Annotated in this window: 12 protein-coding genes; 11 read left to right on the top strand and 1 reads right to left on the bottom strand. The window is 64.2% G+C overall.

The features are described 5' to 3' along the window. The first annotated feature begins 81 nt into the window (after nt 1-81). Entirely contained in the window at nt 82-2,388 is a 2,307-nt protein-coding gene (locus ACOOHB_RS02830; RefSeq protein WP_420443304.1) for a hydantoinase/oxoprolinase N-terminal domain-containing protein, read from the top strand. Here the strand turns inward: ACOOHB_RS02830 and ACOOHB_RS02825 are convergent. Further along, nucleotides 2,357-3,925 carry an amidase gene (locus ACOOHB_RS02825; protein ID WP_420443303.1) on the bottom strand — a complete coding sequence of 523 codons (1,569 nt, stop codon included), beginning with the start codon at nt 3,923-3,925 and terminating at the stop codon, nt 2,357-2,359. The genes ACOOHB_RS02830 and ACOOHB_RS02825 overlap by 32 nt on opposite strands. 67 nt (nt 3,926-3,992) lie before the next feature. On the opposite strand from ACOOHB_RS02825, the gene ACOOHB_RS02820 reads away from it, so the two are divergent. The 10 genes from ACOOHB_RS02820 to ACOOHB_RS02775 all read left to right on the top strand — a co-directional run bounded on the left by ACOOHB_RS02820 (nt 3,993) and on the right by ACOOHB_RS02775 (nt 18,371). Then, the gene (locus tag ACOOHB_RS02820) at nt 3,993-5,618 is read left to right on the top strand and encodes a flavin-containing monooxygenase (RefSeq protein ID WP_420443302.1); all 1,626 of its coding nucleotides are present in this window, start codon (nt 3,993-3,995) and stop codon (nt 5,616-5,618) included. A gap of 27 nt (nt 5,619-5,645) precedes the next feature. Further along, nucleotides 5,646-6,797 carry an acyl-CoA dehydrogenase family protein gene (locus ACOOHB_RS02815; RefSeq protein WP_420443301.1) on the top strand — a complete coding sequence of 384 codons (1,152 nt, stop codon included), beginning with the start codon at nt 5,646-5,648 and terminating at the stop codon, nt 6,795-6,797. 29 nt (nt 6,798-6,826) lie between these two features. After that, nucleotides 6,827-7,945 (top strand): acyl-CoA dehydrogenase family protein, encoded by a 1,119-nt coding sequence (locus tag ACOOHB_RS02810; protein ID WP_420443300.1) that lies wholly within the window; start codon nt 6,827-6,829, stop codon nt 7,943-7,945. A gap of 31 nt (nt 7,946-7,976) precedes the next feature. Next, nucleotides 7,977-8,201 carry a type II toxin-antitoxin system HicB family antitoxin gene (locus ACOOHB_RS02805; protein ID WP_420443299.1) on the top strand — a complete coding sequence of 75 codons (225 nt, stop codon included), beginning with the start codon at nt 7,977-7,979 and terminating at the stop codon, nt 8,199-8,201. Next, nucleotides 8,198-8,440 (top strand): type II toxin-antitoxin system HicA family toxin, encoded by a 243-nt coding sequence (locus tag ACOOHB_RS02800; RefSeq protein WP_420443298.1) that lies wholly within the window; start codon nt 8,198-8,200, stop codon nt 8,438-8,440. The genes ACOOHB_RS02805 and ACOOHB_RS02800 overlap by 4 nt, the downstream gene beginning before the upstream one ends. Nucleotides 8,441-9,271: 831 nt before the next feature. After that, on the top strand, nt 9,272-11,884 hold the full coding sequence (locus ACOOHB_RS02795) for a UvrD-helicase domain-containing protein (protein ID WP_420443297.1): 2,613 nt from the start codon (nt 9,272-9,274) through the stop codon (nt 11,882-11,884). 470 nt (nt 11,885-12,354) lie between these two features. Beyond that, entirely contained in the window at nt 12,355-14,733 is a 2,379-nt protein-coding gene (locus ACOOHB_RS02790; RefSeq protein ID WP_420443296.1) for a 3'-5' exonuclease, read from the top strand. A 249-nt stretch (nt 14,734-14,982) separates the two neighbouring features. Then, nucleotides 14,983-16,203 carry an ATP-binding protein gene (locus ACOOHB_RS02785; protein ID WP_420443295.1) on the top strand — a complete coding sequence of 407 codons (1,221 nt, stop codon included), beginning with the start codon at nt 14,983-14,985 and terminating at the stop codon, nt 16,201-16,203. Between the two features lie 132 nt (nt 16,204-16,335). Beyond that, the gene (locus ACOOHB_RS02780; RefSeq protein ID WP_420443294.1) at nt 16,336-17,169 is read left to right on the top strand and encodes an enoyl-CoA hydratase-related protein; all 834 of its coding nucleotides are present in this window, start codon (nt 16,336-16,338) and stop codon (nt 17,167-17,169) included. Then, nucleotides 17,169-18,371, top strand: coding sequence for an acyl-CoA dehydrogenase family protein (locus ACOOHB_RS02775; protein WP_420443293.1), 1,203 nt, complete (start codon nt 17,169-17,171; stop codon nt 18,369-18,371). The genes ACOOHB_RS02780 and ACOOHB_RS02775 overlap by 1 nt, the downstream gene beginning before the upstream one ends. Nucleotides 18,372-18,429 lie beyond the last annotated feature (58 nt).

Here is an 18,429-nt window from a genome sequence, read left to right as displayed (position 1 = left end):
GTTTCACCGACGCGAGCGCCCGAGTCCACTCGATCGAGCGGTCAGCACTCCCGAGGGGCTCGCGCTGGCACACTTGCGGCGGTGACAGAGCCGCTCGGAACCCCGCTTGGCCGCTTCTGTATGGGCGTCGACACCGGAGGCACGTTTACCGACGCAGTCGTCTATGACCACAACACGGATTCGGTGGTCGCGGCGGCCAAGACGCCGACCAGCCATGAGGACCTGTACGGCTGCGTCGTGGCGGCGATGACGAGTGTGCTCGACAGCAGCCACGTCAGTGCAAGCGACATCGGGCTCGTGGCGGTCTCGACGACGCTGGCGACCAACGCATTGGTCGAGGGCGCTGGTCGACCTGCCGGCCTGGTGGCCATCGGGTTCGAGCCCGAGGCGCTGACTCGCGTCGGACTGCGCCCCGGCACTGCAACCGGCACAAGCGAGCTTCTGCATTCAAGAGCAGACACCTCCCCCGCCGAGGGCGGGCGCGATCGGCCGACCAGCAACCTTGCGACAGCGCCAGTCGTGATCGTGGGAGGCGGGCACAGCGCCCACGGTGACGAGCGCGACCCGCTCGACCTCGACGAGCTCACACGAGCCATCGACCGAATCGACGCTTCTGTCGAGGCATATGCCGTCGCAGCGCAGTTCAGCGTCCGCAATGCCGCACACGAACTCTCCGCACGGGACGCGATCCGCGAGCGCACCGGCAAGCCTGTGACCTGCAGCCACGAGCTGTCGCCGCGGCTAGGCGGTCCACGACGAGCGGTCACGACTCTCCTCAACGCGCAACTCATCTCGGTGACTGCCCACTTCACCGAAGCAATCCGTGCTGCCATGGGATCACTCGGGCTCGACGCACGGCTGATGATCGTTCGGGGCGATGGCTCGCTCGTCTCGGCTGAATTCGTGGCACTGCGGCCGATCGAGACGGTGTTGTCGGGGCCTGCGGCCAGCGTGATCGGTGCCCGCCACCTCGCCGCATCGTCAGTGACGGATGCAGGTGCACTCGACGCGGGCTGCCTTGTCGTCGATATCGGCGGCACGACCACCGATATCGCAGCGATCCGCAACGGCGCCGCCGTCCCTGCTGACGGCAGCGGCGACAGCAACACTGCAACGGTCGGCGGTCACGCCACGATGGTCACGGCACTCCCGACGATGACCCTGGGCCTCGGCGGCGACAGCGAGATCAGCATTCCTCCCGACGGAGTCCTCGGCGAACTCGCCGTTGGTCCTCGCAGAGTGGTGCCGCTATGCGTGGCAGCACAACGGCACCCCGACGTGGTGCTGCCGATGCTGCAACGTCAGCTTGAGGCCCAACGTCTCCTAGCAGAGTTCGGGGAGGTGCTGTTACGAGCCGCTATCCCTGCGTCGACTGAGCACCTCGACGGTCTCGACAACGAGGTGCTGCGGCTCGTCGATAGCGCCGGCGGCGCGCTGCCCTTGGTGGATCTGAAACGGTCGGCCCGCTGGCGCAGTGCCGTGGGAAGGCTTGAGCGCCGCGGCATGGTGCGACGCGCCGCACTGACGCCGACTGACGCCTGCGTCGTGCTCGGGTTGGTCGATGCCGAATCGGTGGGCGATGCGGCCGCGGCCCACGCAGGAGCAGAGCTGTTCAGCCGCCAGCGCGACCGCTACGGCGTCAACATCGGTACCGGCGCCGCCGACCTGTCCCGCCGCGTGATGCGCTCCGCGCTGCGAGGCGCCGCTGAAGCGCTGCTCAGCGTCGCGCTCGGTGCGGACGGCATTGCCCCTGGCGAAACCAGGCGACCACTCGCGCAAGCAGCTCTCGACCGCTGGCATCGCGACCTCGGGCGAACCACCGCCAGCGAAACCGGCAGCACTCACGGTGATCGCTCAACCAACCCGCTGTGGGGCCTGCTCGAGCCCAGCGAGCAGCCGGGCGTGCCGGTCGCGGGCGATGTTGCATCCATTCCGGATGATCCAGCACCGCTCGCCCGCCTCAGCGCAGGTGTCGCTTCGCCAATCGTTGCCATCGGAGCCCCAGCCCCCACCTACGCCCCGCTCGTTGCGGCACTCCTTGGCACCACTGCTGTGGTTCCAGCGCATGCCGAGGTGGCGAATGCCGTCGGTGCGGCCGTGGCCCGGGTCCGCATCACAAAGCAGATCACCGTCACCGCACCCCGTCGCGGCAGCTACCGGGCACATTGGGGCGACGACCCGCCGGTGTGGCACAACCTCGACGAAGCCCGCGAGTGGGCAACAGCCCAGGCAACCGAAGCCGCCCAAGCCGAGGCCGCCGCAGCCGGCGCCCACGACGCTGAGGTCACCGTCGACTGGGAAACGCGCACCGCCCCCAGCAACGGCCGCGAACTCTTCGTGGAGGCAACCCTGAGCGTCACCGTCGCCGGCCGCCCCTCCCCTCGCTGAAGCACCCCGGTCGCAGTTGCTGAGGCGGAGCAGATGTGTGAACGAGACGTCCCTCGGTCCGGCAGGGGGTCTGCACCGTGCCAAGCCAATCCACATCGGGCACTGGCCGTGCGGTGATCGGATCGTCAGCGAACCCAGCCTCGATGGCCGCGGCAATCCCGAGCAATTGCCGGTCGCTGTAGCTCGGACCCACAAGCTGCAGGCCGAAGGGCGTTCCTTGGCCATCGAGACCGCACGGCAATGCGGTCACGGGATGGCCGACCACGGTGAGCGCCGCCGACAGGCCCAACCATGCCATGTAGTTGCGAACAGGTCGCCCGTCGATCTCAGCGGGATACAGCTGGTGCCAGTCAAAGGGCGGCACGCTCACACCCGGGCAGATCAGCACGTCCAAGGTGTCGAACAACGCGTCGGTGGCCCGGTACAGCTCCACCTGTCGCCTCCGCGCCTTTGCGATGTCCAGCACCGTCGTACGCAAGGCCTCGTCGTAGGTGGCGCGGATGTTGGGATTGAACCCGCCGTCAGGCCCGGTGGCGTCGGGATCGAAACGGTGAATGCTGCGGTGGTAGTTCGTGGCGAAGATGTCCGAGCGAAGCTGCCAGTCCACTTCGAGCGCATCGCTGAGGTCGATGGTGGCTTCCTCTACTGACCCGACAATGCTGCTCAGGCGTTCGACCCGGTCGGCGAACACCGTCCGAACTGCGTCAGAGACCAGCAGCCCGCCCAGGTCGGCGCTGACACCCACACGCAGCGATGCCACATCGACCACAGGGAGGTCTGCGAACGCCCCAGCGTCCAACGGGAACGCCATGGGATCACGGCGTGCCGCACGGTCGCGGCCCGCGACCACCGACAGCAACAGCGCCACATCAGAAACGGTGCGGGCCATCGGACCCTGCACGCTGTAGTTGGTACGCCCGATTGTGCGCTCGTCGTGTGCAACCGTGCCAGGCGTGGAGCGATGAGCGGCCACACCGCAGTACGAGGCCGGGATGCGCAGGCTGCCGCCATGGTCCGATCCGGTAGCCAACGGCGCTATTCCGCACGACAGCGCAACAGCAGAACCGCCCGAGCTGCCCCCACAGGTCAGTGAGGGATCGAACGGATTGCCGGTAGCACCGAAGAGCCGGTTCACGGTGTTGGCGCCGATGCTGAGCTCAGGTGTGTTCGTCTTGCCGATGATGACGGCGTCGGCGGCCCGGACCCGCGCCACGATGCCGTCGTCGGCAGTTGGCACATTGTCGGCAAAGGGCACGGCGCCATAGGTGGTGGTGAGCCCTGCGGTGGCCTGGATGTCCTTGATCGCCACCGGCAGGCCCGCCAGCGGCCCCAACTCGTCGCCGCGGGCGCGTGCGTCGTCGATTGCACGAGCCGTTGCTCGCGCTGCGTCGTCATCGCGGATGACGAGCGCATTTACCGCCTCGTGGGTCGCATCGGCCCGTGCAAGACACGACTCCAGCAGTTCGACGGCCGACAGCTCGGCGGTTGCCATCAACTGCCGTGCCTGGGTCGCGGTGAGATCGCAGGGTTCACCCATCCCCCGGAGCGTGCCACAGCGGCCCGCCACAGGCTGCGCTCAGCTGCCCTCGGTAGTCTGACCGGCCATGAGCAGCGGGGATGGGGCCAGCTCGAACGGCCACAAGTCGTACGTCAACGAAGTGGTGGTCGTGGGTGCCGGGTTCGCCGGCATGTACATGCTCCACAAGCTACGCGGGCTCGGCTTCGACACCGTCGTGCTCGAACGAGCCGGCGGCGTGGGCGGCACGTGGTACTGGAACCGCTACCCCGGCGCTCGCTGCGACGTCGAGTCAATGCAGTACTCGTACTCGTTCGACCCCGAGCTCGAGCAGGAATGGTCATGGTCGGAGCGTTACTCCGGTCAGCCCGAGATTCTCCGATACGCCAACCACGTCGCCGACAGGTACGACCTGCGGCGCGACATCCGATTCGAGACCACTGTCGAGCGGGTCGACTGGGACGACGGCGCCCGCCAGTGGCGGTTGCAGACCGACCGGGGCGAATACCGAGCGCGCTTCGTGGTGATGGCCACCGGCTGCCTGTCCACTGCGAATGTTCCGCAGTTCGAAAGTGCCGAGACGTTCGGTGGCCCCACCTACCACACAGGCCGCTGGCCCCATGAAGGCGTCGACTTCTGTGGACAGTCGGTCGCGGTGATCGGCACCGGATCATCAGCCGTCCAGGCCATCCCAGTCATCGCTTCGGAATGCAGGGAGCTCACGGTCTTCCAGCGCACGCCGAACTACTCGGTCCCGGCCCGCAACGAACCGCTCGATCCGGCCGAGCAAGCCAAGTGGAAGGCCAACTATCGCGAGCTTCGGGCCAAGATGTTCGGTGAGCGAGCGGCCATGGTGCAGCGGCTGCCTGACAGCGAGGACCCCGCCAAGGAGGCGAGCGACGACGAGTTCTACCACCGCATGGAGGAACGATGGGGGGTGGGCGGATTCACCTTCTACCGGGCCTACGGCGACATTGTCCTGGACTCCGAATCGAACGACCGGGTAGCCGAGTTCGTCCGCAAGAAGATTGCTGGGATCGTTCACGACCCCGAGTTGGCGGCAAAGCTCACCCCGCACAACACCATCGCCTGCAAGCGCCCATGCCTCGACACGCAGTACTACGAGACGTTCAACCAGCCCCACGTCCATCTGGTTGACGTGTCCGAGACGCCGATCGAGCGCATTTCCGAAGCCGGGGTCGTGGTCGACGGCCGGGAGTATCCCGTCGACGCGATCGTGTACGCCACCGGTTTCGACGCGATGACCGGAACGCTGCTGCGCATGAACATCACCGGGCGCGATGGCATGCGGCTCGCTGACCACTGGGACGCCGGGCCACGCACCTATCTCGGCCTCGGCGTGGTCGGCTTCCCGAACATGTTCACCGTGTCGGGGCCCGGCAGCCCCTCGGTGCTGACCAACATGATCCCGTCCATCGAGCAGCACGTCGATTGGATCGCGCGCTGCCTGGTGGACCTGCGCAAACGGGACGCCACCACCATCGAGCCCGAGCCCGATGCCGAGACGTACTGGGTGGACTACGTCAATGCCATCGCCGATCTGACGCTGTACCCGACGTGCAACTCGTGGTACCTGGGAGCGAACATTCCCGGCAAAACCCGGGTTTTTATGCCGCTGCCCGGATTCCCGCCCTACGTTGAGATCTGCGAGGACGTGGCGTCCGACAACTACCGCGGCTTCGCCCTCGCCTGATCATCTTCTCTCCCGCAAAGGCCGCTGATGAGATTCACGCCCACTGAGTTGACTGGCCCCGAACTCGACCTCCAAGCAGAGGTACGCGAGTTCCTGGCCGCCGAACTGCCGCCTGGCACCCATGAGCCATGCCTCGGGATGGCCGCGGACCACGATCGCGAGTTCTCGGCCAAGATGGCCGCCCGGGGCTGGGTGGGCATGGCGCTGCCGTCACGCTGGGGCGGCTCGGACCGCACCGCCGTGCAGCGCTTCATCGTGGTGGAAGAGATGCTGCGGTGGGGCGCGCCAGTGGGGCATCACTGGGTGGGCGACCGCCAGACCGGCAACGTCATCATGAAATTCGGCACCGACGAGCAGCGCGAGCGATTCCTACCGCCGATCTGCCGGGGCGAGCTGGGTTTCTCCATCGGCATGAGCGAACCAGACAGCGGCTCGGATCTGGCGTCGGTGTCGACCCGGGCCGAACGCGCCGACGACGGCTGGATCGTGAACGGCACCAAGATCTGGACGTCGAACGCACACATGAACGACTGGTTCATCTGCCTGCTGCGGACCTCGCCGATGGAAGACGGGAACAAGCACGCTGGGCTGTCGCAGTTCCTCATCGACCTGCGCTCGCCGGGCCTTGAGATCAACCCGATCCCATTCCTTGACGGGAGTCACCACTTCAACGAGGTCACCTTCCACGACGTGTATGTGCCCAACACCAATGTGGTCGGCGATCCCGGCATGGGCTGGCACCAGAACACCGCCGAAATGGCCTACGAGCGCGGCGGTCCCGACCGCTGGCTCTCGCCGTTCTCGACGGTGGAACAGCTGCTGCGCGAAACGGCAGGCACGCCGATGGAGGACACCGTGTCGGATCTGTTCGGTGAGCTCGCAGCTCGATGGTGGAGCATCCGGAACCTGTCGCTGTCGGTGGCGCGGCTGATCGACGAGGGCGAGGCCCCGTCGGTGGAGTCCGCGCTGGTGAAGGAGATGGGCACCCGCTACGAGCAGGAGGTCGTCGAGAAGCTCGTGCAGCTCATCGACGAGGAATACTCACCAGAGTCGGAGTCGCTGTTCGAGCGCATGCTGGCTCAATGCGTGGTGACCTTCCCGGGCAACACGATCCGGGGCGGAACCATCGAGATCCTGCGCTCGGTCGCTTCCAAGGGCCTCCAAGGGCTGCCGACATGACGGCGGCCCCATCGACACAGCCTGCCGGCATGACGGCGGCCCCACGTGAGCCGGTCGTGGTCGACGAGTTGGTCACCGAGACTGCACACCGGCTCTTCAACGAGCTGTGCACACATGAGGCGGTACAGGCTGCCGAGGACAACGGCGCTGCGCCGGAGATCTGGGACGCGTTCTGCGAGACCGGATTCGACCTGATCGCCATCGACGAGGACGCCGGCGGCTCGGGCGGCACGCTGGCCGACGCAGCCGAGGTATTGCGGATGGTGGGCTACCACGCGGCGCCCATTCCCGCAGCCGAGAACGGCATCCTCGGCGGCTGGCTGCTGGCGTCGGCAGGGCTGGACCGGCCCGACGGGCTCGTCACGGTCATACCGCCGCGCGCCGCCGATGGCGGTTGGAGCGGTGGTGGCGCCTGCTCGGTCGATATTGCCGGAGATGGCAGTGCAACGGTGACCGGTGAAGCGCTGCGGGTGCCGTGGGCACGCAGCGCAGAGGTCATCGTCTGCGTATGCGAGTGCGGCGGGCAACCCGTCGTGGTGGCGGTTCCGGCGGCTCATTGCGAGATCACACCGCTTCCGAACATGGCCGGAGAGCCACGCGACACTGTCCGGCTCAACGGCGCGGCTGGCCGCGCAGCCCCCGCGCCCGACGGCGTCAACGCCGATTCGCTCGCCCAGCGGGGCGCCCTGTCGCGGGTCGCTCTCATGGCCGGCGCCATCGAGAAGATGTGCCAGCTCACGGTGACCTACACCAACGACCGTGTGCAGTTCGGCCGCCCAGTGGCCCGCTTTCAGGCCGTCCAGCAGCACTTGGTATGGGCCGCGCAGGACGCAGCGCTGGTGCGGATGGCAGCCGAGTGCGCCGCTCGCGAGGCCGCCCGCGGAGGTGCCGACTTCGAGATTGCGGCAGCCAAACTCATCGCCAATCAAGCCGCCGCTCGGGCCACCAAGGCCTGCCACCAGGCCCATGGCGCCATGGGAATGACCCAGGAGTACCCCCTGCACCACTACAGCCGTCGCCTGTGGAGCTGGCGCAAGGAATACGGCTCCGACGCCCACTGGTCGGCGGTGCTTGGCAACATGGCGACCGACGCCGGCGCCGACGGCCTCTACCCCCTCATCACCGACGGCAGCGCAGCCCTACAGTGAAGTGCTGACAAGCACCGACAGGGAGGTGGCTGTGTCGCCGACGACTTCCGAGATCATCTTCGAGGTCAGTGATGATGAAGTCGATGGCGGATACTCTGCCAGCGCACTTGGGTACGGCATTCACACCCAGGCAGAGACGATCGAGGAAATACGCGACAACATCCGCGAAGCGGTTGAGTGCTACTTCGACGACGCGTCGATCCGTCCCAGCGTCGTCCGGTTGCACTTCGTCAGAGACGAAGTCCTGGCCCTGTGAGGCTGCCGCGCGATGTGCGCGGGCGCGATCTGCAACGTGCGCTCACCACGCTCGGCTACCAAGTCACTCGTCGACGCGGCTCTCATGTCCGAGTCACGACTCAGGCCAATGGCGAACATCACGAAGTGATCCCAGATCACAACCCCATCAAGGTCAAGACCCTGTCGGGCATTCTCAAGAGCGTCGCCGCTCATCATGACCTGACAGTCGATGAGCTATTGGAGATGCTCGACATCTGATCAGCCCTGATCGTTGCCCTTCCTCATCGCTTGGAGCGAAGCCGAGCATCGGCTGAGCGCCGCGGTTCGGGCACGGTGCATCTACGCTCGCTGCATGCACGACGGCGCATTCGACGAATTCGACCAGTGAATTCGGCCAGTACAGAGATGTCTCGGTGAGACTCGACGCTGTCGTCTGTCAAGTCGGAACGCTTGTCGGTCACGACTGCGGTGCTGTTCCGGAACCCGGCTGGGCCCGGCTCGCCTGTGACGATGCGCGCTCGACCGCCGAGCAGGCCTTCGCGCACCTCCACGCCAACATGCTTAACGAAAGCGGGGCCCCACCCTCCGGTGCCTACGAAGCTCTATTCGTAACGCCGACCCACAAGCTGTTCCCGTTAGTCCCATTAGTTTCGGCGTGAAAGTAATGGGCTCAGCGAAATGGTAGTACGGGTAGAATCCAAGATTTGGCCCGACTTGATCAGTCTAATGAACTGGGCGGTTCGATGTATCAGCGACTCGACCGCCAAGATCTCTTCATTGTCCATAGAAGAATTCTTCGACAGATATATTGCAAGCGACCACATCCTTTCGGATACTTCGAAGAATCATTTTCGCCGCGTATGTCTTCTGCTAGCTCCTAATGAAACTGCGGCGATCCCAATCATTGCATCAGAATTCATCAAGTATGAATACATATACCGACAACTAACAGACCCGCGGCTTCATATGCCGTATCTCGCGGAGATTGACCTGGATCGCAGTAGAACGCCCTACCTTTGCCAACTCCGCGACCATGTTCTTGAGACGGTGCGTCGGCACGAGGAGGAAGCACGGCAGCGACGTCGAGCTGTGGAAGAACGCGCATCTGCTGAGGCCGAGCGCGAGGCCGAGCGTCGGCGGCAACTTGCCGAACAACGCGAGAAAGAGGAGTTGCTACGACGTGAGAGGCAAGCGGAAGAACAGCGCCAGCAATCGCAGCGCCAACAGATTCGGGCCCAGTGTGTCAACGCCTTCGAGCAGAGCTTCCTGACTGCCGACACAAGTTGCGCTCGGTTGTTGACAACCGGAGTTTACGAAGCGAACGACTACTACCATGACAAAGCGCAATTCGTGCAGAGCTGGGCTCGAGAACACCTGAACATTCCTCTCGATGATGAACAGGCTGCGGCGGTGGGCGAGACGTCAGCCAACGTCCTCGTAACAGCCCGCGCGGGATCAGGCAAGACACGAGTGCTGGTGACGCGGGCGATCTTCCTGCAAGAGCACTGCGGCGTGCCGCCCCATCAGGTCATGCTGCTCGCGTTCAATCGTGCCGCTGCGACAGAGATGGAGAAGCGACTTCGCGAGCGCCTGAGCGAGAGTATTCCTCATGTAATGACCTTTCATGCGCTGGCACACGCACTGGTCCATCCATCGGAGAAGCTCCTCTTCGATGACAAGGACGACGGCAAGTTGCATCTGACGAAGGTGGTTCAGCAGATTATCGACAAGTTCGTTCGTGATGACGAATGGCAGGGCCGTATCCGTGATCTCATGCTGGCGTATTTTGAGGCCGACTGGAGTCGCATCGAGTCTGGCGGCTATCATCTGACCGGCGACGAGTTCGTGCAGTTTCGTCGTTCGCTGACCCAGGAAACGTTGAAGGGTGATCGCGTCCGTAACTTCGGACAGAAGGTCATCGCGAACGCGCTTGTCGAGCACGGCATCGATTACAGATTCGATCATGGTTTTGGTTGGAGTGGCCGCAGACTTCGTTCGGATTTTCTAATTCGTAACAGCCGTGAGACCTCGATCTACATCCGGTACATCGACGAAACCAAGGAGCGAGCTGGCAGCGATGATGAGTGGACGTTGCTTCGTGGATCTATCGAACGGGCGCAGTTCAAAGGCAAGCTGCTTGAGTTCACGCACGAAGAGATGCAGAGCCTCGGCGAAGACAAGTTCATTCTTCACCTGTGCACGAAACTGAGGGAACACAACTTGACACCGGAGCGCTTGTGCCGAGACAAGCTGTGGAAAGAGATCAAGGACCGCGCAGTCGGCGAATTCAGCAAGGCCATGGAGCAGTTCGTAGGGCGTTGCCGGCAGCGCAACTGGCTGCCACGCGACCTCGACATAGAAATCATCAGGCACGCGGCAATACCGGGTGCCTCAAGAACCGAGTTGGAGTTCTACCGAATCGGCTCCGCCGTGTACAACGCTTACTTAGAACATCTGGGACGGAACGGACGTGAGGACTTCAACGGCCTCATGCTCCGGGCAGCAGAAGCTGCCGCCGAGGGTACGCTGAGCTTCGGGCGAAAGGGAAACAACGGATCAATCAAGGATCTGCGTTACCTCCACATCGACGAGTATCAGGACTTCTCCAGGTCGTTTTACAACTTGACGCAGGCGATGCGAAGCCGCAACCCGAAGATGGAGGTGTTTTGCGTCGGGGACGACTGGCAGGCGGTCAACGGCTTCGCTGGCTCCGACCTGTCGTACTTCAGAGGTTTCGACACGCACTTCGCGCCAGCGAAAGCGAAGACCATCAGTCACAACTACCGATCCGCGGCTCGCATCGTTGAGACCAGCAATCTCCTGCTCGGCGACGACGATGCCAAGGCCCGTGCCGTACAAGACAACGGGGGGCAGGTCTATGTGTGCGATTTAGAGTCATTCGTGCCACTCGCGACGGAGCGGCAGCGACGACTTGACCTCGAGATCTCGACGACGAGTGAGGGATACGAAATCGCCCTGGGCCGCCTCACGTACTACGCGGCGAAACAGGGTTCAGTCGTGCTGCTGAACCGGACGCACAACCCAGACGTGATTCCGGGCGGCAGCTTGGAGAGTGCGCTGGCAATGTTACGCGAGACGCTCCCAGCGAAGCTCCAGGAACGAGTAACCGCGAGTACTGCGCACGGGTACAAAGGACTCGAAGAGGACTCCGTCATCGTCCTAGATGCAGTTGCGAACCACTACCCGCTCATTCATCCCCACTGGATGTTCGGACGCATTTTCAGCGACTCGCTCGACACGATCGAGCAAGACGAGCGTCGACTCTTCTACGTTGCACTGACTCGCGCGAAGAAGAACTTGTTCATCTGCACTCAAGCCAGCAAGATGAGCCCGTTCTTGGCTGAGATCGAAGGAGATCCCGTCGTGCATCGTTTGGACTGGCGAAGCTTGAAGCCGGTCCCGCATGACGAACCTGAGCGATGCGAAATCCGGGTCCATGACTCATACGACGTTCGTGAGCAGCTCAATGCCGATGGCTTCGCCTTCAAAGATGCTCAAGATTGGCATGAAAAGCACTGGTCAAGAGTCATGTGCCGGTCGAAGGTGACGCAAGCGTGGATTCGTGATGCGCCTTGGAACGATGGAAGGGCCGTCATCAGGATCTATGGCGAGGCTGGCACTCTCATCTGGTCATCGGAAGCGAATGGCATAGATACCTGGGATCCAAGAGGTTGTTTGTGACGATGATCTCGGCCCGTTCGATTCAAGTTCAGACACCGTGGCCTTGCCTTTCGAGAGTTTCATGCTTGCACCTCGAGTAGCCCGGTGTCATTCAACTTGGCCGGTTAGCGCCGGATCCCCAGAGTCGGTGATGCTTCGCCCCGTACTCAGGAGGACTCCTACGGCTGCTGACCATACGCGTGAGTTGCTACTGATCGTTGGCGTAGATCCGGCCGTGGCGGTGTCCGGCGTGAACGACGGCGAATCCAGCGACGTTTATTCGTCATGGGCCGCTTACCTCGATCGGAGCGTGCGCCGCATGCGGGTCGGTCGGAGAATGCTCCAACACTTCGCCGCACCCCTGTATGTGCCTGTCTGTCTCGCCGGGCACCACCCGCCGCGCATCACCTGGTTGCGGTCCTGAAGTCGGCCGCAGTACGAGTCAGCATCGGCTGGCAGGCCATTACACACGGGTTCTACAGTTGCTGACCGTGCCGAACGCACCTTCTCACGTTGCCCCAGGCCTACGTGTCGCGCCCGGATTCCGTGACTCACTTGCCAAGCTGACGAAGGACGAACAATTCCGCGTGTACGACGCGATGGCACGCTTCGCGGAGAATCCCGGACTGCCTGGGCTCAACTTCGAGAAGTTGCACGTCAAGGGGCCAAGGGTCCCGCTGTGGTCGATTCGGGCGTCGGACGAGCTGCGCATCGTGCTCCACCGCGACGGACGCGAGTGCCAACTTCTCCATGCGGGTCACCACGACGAGGCCTACAAGAAAGCCAAGCTCCTGCAGAGCGGCGCACCCCAATCGGAACAGGCGCCAGAGGAACCAGCTGATCAAGCCGAGACAGATGTCCCGCCGTCGACCGAGCGCCACGCCAAGCCGAACCCGTACGTCCAGGAGATCCAGGAGTCCCGCCCGACGCAGGACGAACCGCAACGACCGCTGCTGTGGATGTGGACTGCCGCTGATGTGCTCGACGTGTTCAAGGTGCGGGACGGATTCGGCGGCCTTACTGCTGATCAGGCGGCGGCGCTGGTCCGCGCCACCGATGCCGACGGCGACGAGGTGCTGTTGCGCCATTGGCCAGGCGATGACAACGCCGAGCTGCGGCGTTCGCTGCTCGAACTCTTGTTTGAACTGCACGAGATCCATCCCGACAGATGGCGCAGCGATCAACTGACCGCCGCCGAGCAAGCAGCCGTTGAGCAGTTCGCGCTGGACATCACCGAACGCGGCGCGGCCTCGGCGTTGTCGATCACGCTGAACGCCGACGAGGTGAAACGTCTCGCCGAAGCTCCTGTCGAAGACTGGATGATCTTCCTGCACCCGGCGCAGCAGGAGATCGTGGAACGCCATTTCAACGGGCCGGCTCGCGTGAGCGGCTCAGCCGGTACTGGCAAGACCAGCGTCGCGCTGCACCGGGCAGCCTGGCTCGCCAAGCATCCGCCCGATGCGGAGATATTCGACGACGGCCCGCTTCCGATCCTGTTCACGACCTTCATTCGAAGTCTGCCGCCCGTGCTTGAGAGCCTGTATTCGAGGCTGCCCACGGCCGTGGAGGGAACGGTCGAGTTCACGAACATCGACGAGCTTGCGAAGGGCTTATGCCAGGAGATCGACGAACATCGCGGTGGCCCTCAGGCGAACGTCAACATCGCGCAGTCGAAGAGCACGTTCGCGCGGGCGAAGCGCGACGTGGTTCGCCCCGGTTCGCCGCTGCACGCGCTGGGACTCTCCGACGATTACCTCATCGACGAGGTGACCAAAGTCATCATCGGGCGTGACATCGGAGACTTGGAGACCTATCGCAAGATCAGGCGCCACGGCCGCGAAGTTGCGTTCCAACACCCCGTGCGTGAACAGATGTGGGATCTCCATATCGCATGGCGCGAAATGATGGAGGACAGGGGTCTCGAACACTTCGACGACCGCATCCGCCGAGCACGTGACTACGTGCGGTCGCTGCCGCAGCCGCAGTACCGCGCCGTGCTTGTCGACGAATCCCAGGACCTCACCCAAATCGGCCTTGAGCTGCTGAGCGCGTTGGTGGCCGAGCGCGTCCCGTCCGAGACCGGCGATGGGCACGGCTTGGTGCTCGGACAGAACTCACTGCTGATCGTCGGTGATGCGGCGCAGCGTGTCTATCCGGGAGGATTTGCGCTGAGCGATGCGGGCGTCGAAGTTCGAGGCCGCAGCGAAACGCTGGACTTCAACTACAGAAACACGCGCCAGATCATCGAAGCAGCCATGGCCTGCACCGGCGCACAAGAAATTGCCGATCTCAGCGAGGAGACCGACGATGAGTCGGCGATGTCACCGCGGACGCGAAGACGCGCCGATGCACACAGGGAAACTCACCGCAACGACGGTGTGCCGCCGCGCCTCGTGATCGTCGCGGATCAAGGGGAGGAGCGCCGATACGTGGTGAACGAAATCACTCAGCTCACCTCAACGAACCCAGCGCTGGGTTTGGGCGACTTTGGCGTCTTTGCGGCCACGAACAAGCAAGCCGACGCCGCGATCTCGGCGCTGGAGCAAGCAGACCTGAGATGCATCAACCTGAGGGACTTCGTCGGCAAGGCAACCGATGAAGTCAGGGTGGGGACGTTCGATCGAGCGAAGGGGCTGGAGTTCAAGGTCGTCTTTCTGCTCGGCGTGTCGCACGGTGCATGGCCGTTCACCGCGCCCAACAGGCTTCCTCCCGCCGAACGCGTCGATGCAGAGGCGCTTGCCACCACCAAGCTCTTCGTCGCAATGACTCGCGCCCGGGACGCGCTCTATGTCGTGTGCAGCGAGAAGCCTCATTCACTGATCAATGCGGGACGAGAGCACTTCGAGACCATCCGCTACCCGGCCGCTTGAGGCTCAGCGGCCAATCGTTCGGCGGGCTGAGTTGCTTGATCACCCACGTGGCCAGACCTTCATTGACTTCGTTATGAGACTCTTCGCGTTGTTGGGTTCGGCGGCGCGGCGACACGCCCTCACATCATCGGGCCGCCGGAGACGTTGACCTGCTCCGATCTGTGAAATTTAGGGAACTGATGACGCGGAATATCGGGAATGGATAGTGCGAAATAGCGGGAATCGAGATCTGCGACCTAGACTGGTGCCATGAGCCAGTACGTGCTCAGGACAGCGGACGCCCTCATCGCCGACTATCTGGCCGATCTGCCTGCGGTGCTGGTCATCGGACCACGCGCTTGTGGCAAGACGACGACGGCGCGTCGCTACGCCCGCACCGTCGTGCGCTTGGACTCTGACGAGGCCGCCGCATTCCGTGCGAATCCAGACGCTGCGCTGCGGGAGCGAGACGAGCCGGTGCTGGTCGATGAGTGGCAGATGGTGCCCGACGTGCTCGGTGCTGTGAAGCGTGCCGTGGACACCGATCGCCGCCCTGGACGGTTCCTCATCACCGGCTCGTTTCGCGACGATCGTTTCTGGCCGGGAACCGGCCGTGTGGTCGTGTTGCGTATGTACCCGCTGAGCGTGGCCGAGCAGCGGCAACGAACACAGAGCACCTTCATCGACCGGGTGGTGACGGGCGAGCCACTGTCAGCAGGTGACCGAGCGCCGATGGACCTGCGGGACTATGTGGAGCTCGCGGTGTGTGGTGGCTTTCCCGAGCCGGCTCTCGAGCTTGGCCCCCGCACCGGGCGTGCGTGGCTCGAGAGCTACGCCGACCAGATTGCCTTGCGTGACGCTCGCATCTACAGCGAAGCGCCTGACGCAGTCCGCCTGCAGCGGTACCTGCAGGCGTATGCGGAGAATTCGGCAGGAACACCGAGCCACAAAACGCTGTACGACGCAGCGGGCATCAGCCGCAAAACCGCTGTTGCTTACGATGGGCTGCTGGCCGACCTGATGGTGACCGACGATCTGCCGGCGTGGTCGACGAATCGCTTGAAGCGCATGAGCCGGGCGCCGAAGCGCTATGTAATCGACTCGGGGCTCCTTGCCGGCATCCTGCGCGTGGGCATCGACGATGTGCTCGCGTCGGGCGACCTGATCGGTCGCTTTATCGACACTTTCGTTGTCGCTCAGCTGCGCGCAGAAGCCGCTGCCTCGACCACGCGCTACCGCCTGATGCACCTACGCAGCGGCGACGGACGCCGCGAAGTCGACGTGGTGGCAGAACTCGGAGGCGGCCGAGTCATCGGCATCGAGATCAAGTCGGCCGCGGCAGTGAGCCGTTCCGACGCCCGGCACCTCCAATGGCTGCGCGACTCGATGGACGAGCGCTTCGTCGCCGGCATCGTGTTCCACACCGGACGCGACACGTTCGACCTCGCCAACCGCATCACAGCAGTGCCGATCTCAGCCCTGTGGGCCTGAGACTCCAAGCTGCCGACGCTGACGACCCTTCGGGAATCTGCGCAGGGCGACGTCCCACGACGGCTGGCATGGCAGTGATGGAGCATCCGGTGACCTGAGCGCTCCGCGGGCGGCGCATCTACGCTCGCCGCTATGAACAGCATGAACACAGATGACAGCGCATTCGACGAATTCGGCCGGTACGGGGACGTCTCGGTCACCCTGAGCGATGACCACGTGGCGGTGGTGGAGATCCAGCGACCGCCGCACAACTTCTTCGACCTCGAACTGATCGACGGCCTCGTCGCAGCATTCGGCGACCTTGACGAAGAGGACGGATGCCGCGCAAGCGTCCTGTGCTCGGAGGGCAAGAACTTCTGCGCTGGCGCCCAGTTCGGTTCCGACGGCCGCCGGGGCGGCGAAATCACGGCCACGAACCCCGACGGCAGCCCGCGTCACCTCTACGACGCCGCCTTCGACTTGTTCTCGAAGCGCAAGCCAGTGGTGGGCGCCATCCAGGGCGCCGCAGTGGGCGGCGGACTTGGTGTGGCCTGCTTCCCGGATTTCCGCATCGCAGCGCCTGAGGCCCGTTTCACAGCCAATTTTGCCCGGCTGGGCTTCCACCACGGCTTCGGATTGACGATCACACTGCCGCTGCTGATCGGCAACCAGCAAGCGCTTGAACTGCTCTACACCGGCAGGCGTGTCAAGGGTGACGAAGCCGTCGAGATCGGGCTCGCCGACAAGCTGGTGCCGCTCGACGAGCTGCGCCAGGCCGCCTACGACTTTGCCTGTGAGATTGCCGGCTCCGCACCGTTGGCGGTCGAGTCAATCCGGAACACGATGCGCGGTCACCTGCCCGATGCCATCAAGGCGGCGACGGACAACGAGAAGGCCGAGCAAGACCGCCTGCGCACCACCAATGACTGGCGAGAGGGCGTGAACGCCATGAACGAACGCCGCACCCCGGACTTCACGCGCAGCTGATGGGCGACGCCGTGCTCAGGACGCCCGAGGTGCGCGAGGCCCTCGACGCGCTCCTCGAACGCAGGACTGACGAGACCCGCCTGACCTCGATGGGCGCCGGCAGCGACGACCTCGACGACGGCAGGGCGTACTTGGCGGCGACCGTTGACGGAGGCTGGCACGTGCCGACGTGGCCAGCCGAACACGGCGGGCGCAACGCATCGCCTGCTGAGAACCATCTCATCGGCTCAGTACTGCGTGAGTACGTGGTGCCGGACCTCTACCCGTTCGCGATCGGGCTGGGGATGGTCGGCCCCGCCCTGCTGTCACACGGAACAGCACAACAGCAGGATCGCTGGTTGCGGCCGATCGCATCGGGCGCCGAGATCTGGTGTCAGATGTTCTCCGAGCCTGAAGCGGGGTCTGATCTCGCCAACGTGGCGCTGAGCGCCCAACCCGACGGCGAGGAGTGGCGTTTGGGTGGCCAGAAGACCTGGACCAGCCGTGCGATGTGGGCGCAGTGGGCCATCTGCCTGACCCGCACCGACCCTTCACAGCCCAAGCACAAGGGCCTCACGATGTTCGTCGTGGCCATGGACGCTCCTGGCATCGAGGTGCGGTCACTGCGCCAGATGAACAACGACGCACACTTCAGCGAAGTGTTCGTCGACGGAGCCGTGGTGCCCGACGAGTGGCGCATTGGCGACATCGGTGAGGGCTGGCGAGTTGCGATGACCGTGCTGGCCCACGAGCGGGCGGGCGCGGGCAGCCGGGGTGGCGGTGATGGCTCCCGGCGCGGAGCGCGGCTTCCGATCTGGCTCGCAGACCTCGAAAGACTGGATGCGTTGAGTGCGCCAGCCCTGCGCAACGAGGCGATGCAGATTCATGCCACCGACATGGCGTCACGCTGGACGAGCCAGCGCGCAGCCGACGAGGCTCGTGCAGGCGGCAGTCCCGGCCCAGCGGGCAGCGGGGCGAAGCTGCGCACAGTGGAGTCCTACAAGGGCCGGGCGTACACCGCCAACCGAGCCGCAGGTGCTCACGGCATGCTCGAAGACGGTCACGGCTACATCGAGACGGTGACGGCACCATCAATGTCGATCCGTGGCGGCACCGACGAGATCCAGCGCAACATCCTGGGCGAGCGGGTGCTCGGCCTGCCGGGCGAACCCCGGCTCGACCGTGATGCGCCCTGGCGCGATTCCCGAAAGGGAATGCTGTAGGCACAGCGCGAGCCCCTCACCGTGTCGCGCTAGACACATGATTGCGCCGACGAGGAAC

Origin of the sequence: Candidatus Poriferisodalis sp., assembly GCF_965215815.1 — a bacterium.
Taxonomy (GTDB): Bacteria; Actinomycetota; Acidimicrobiia; order Acidimicrobiales; family Poriferisodalaceae; genus Poriferisodalis.
The sequence above is the reverse complement of the archived record's forward strand: the minus strand, read 5'-3'. Positions and strand labels throughout refer to the sequence as shown.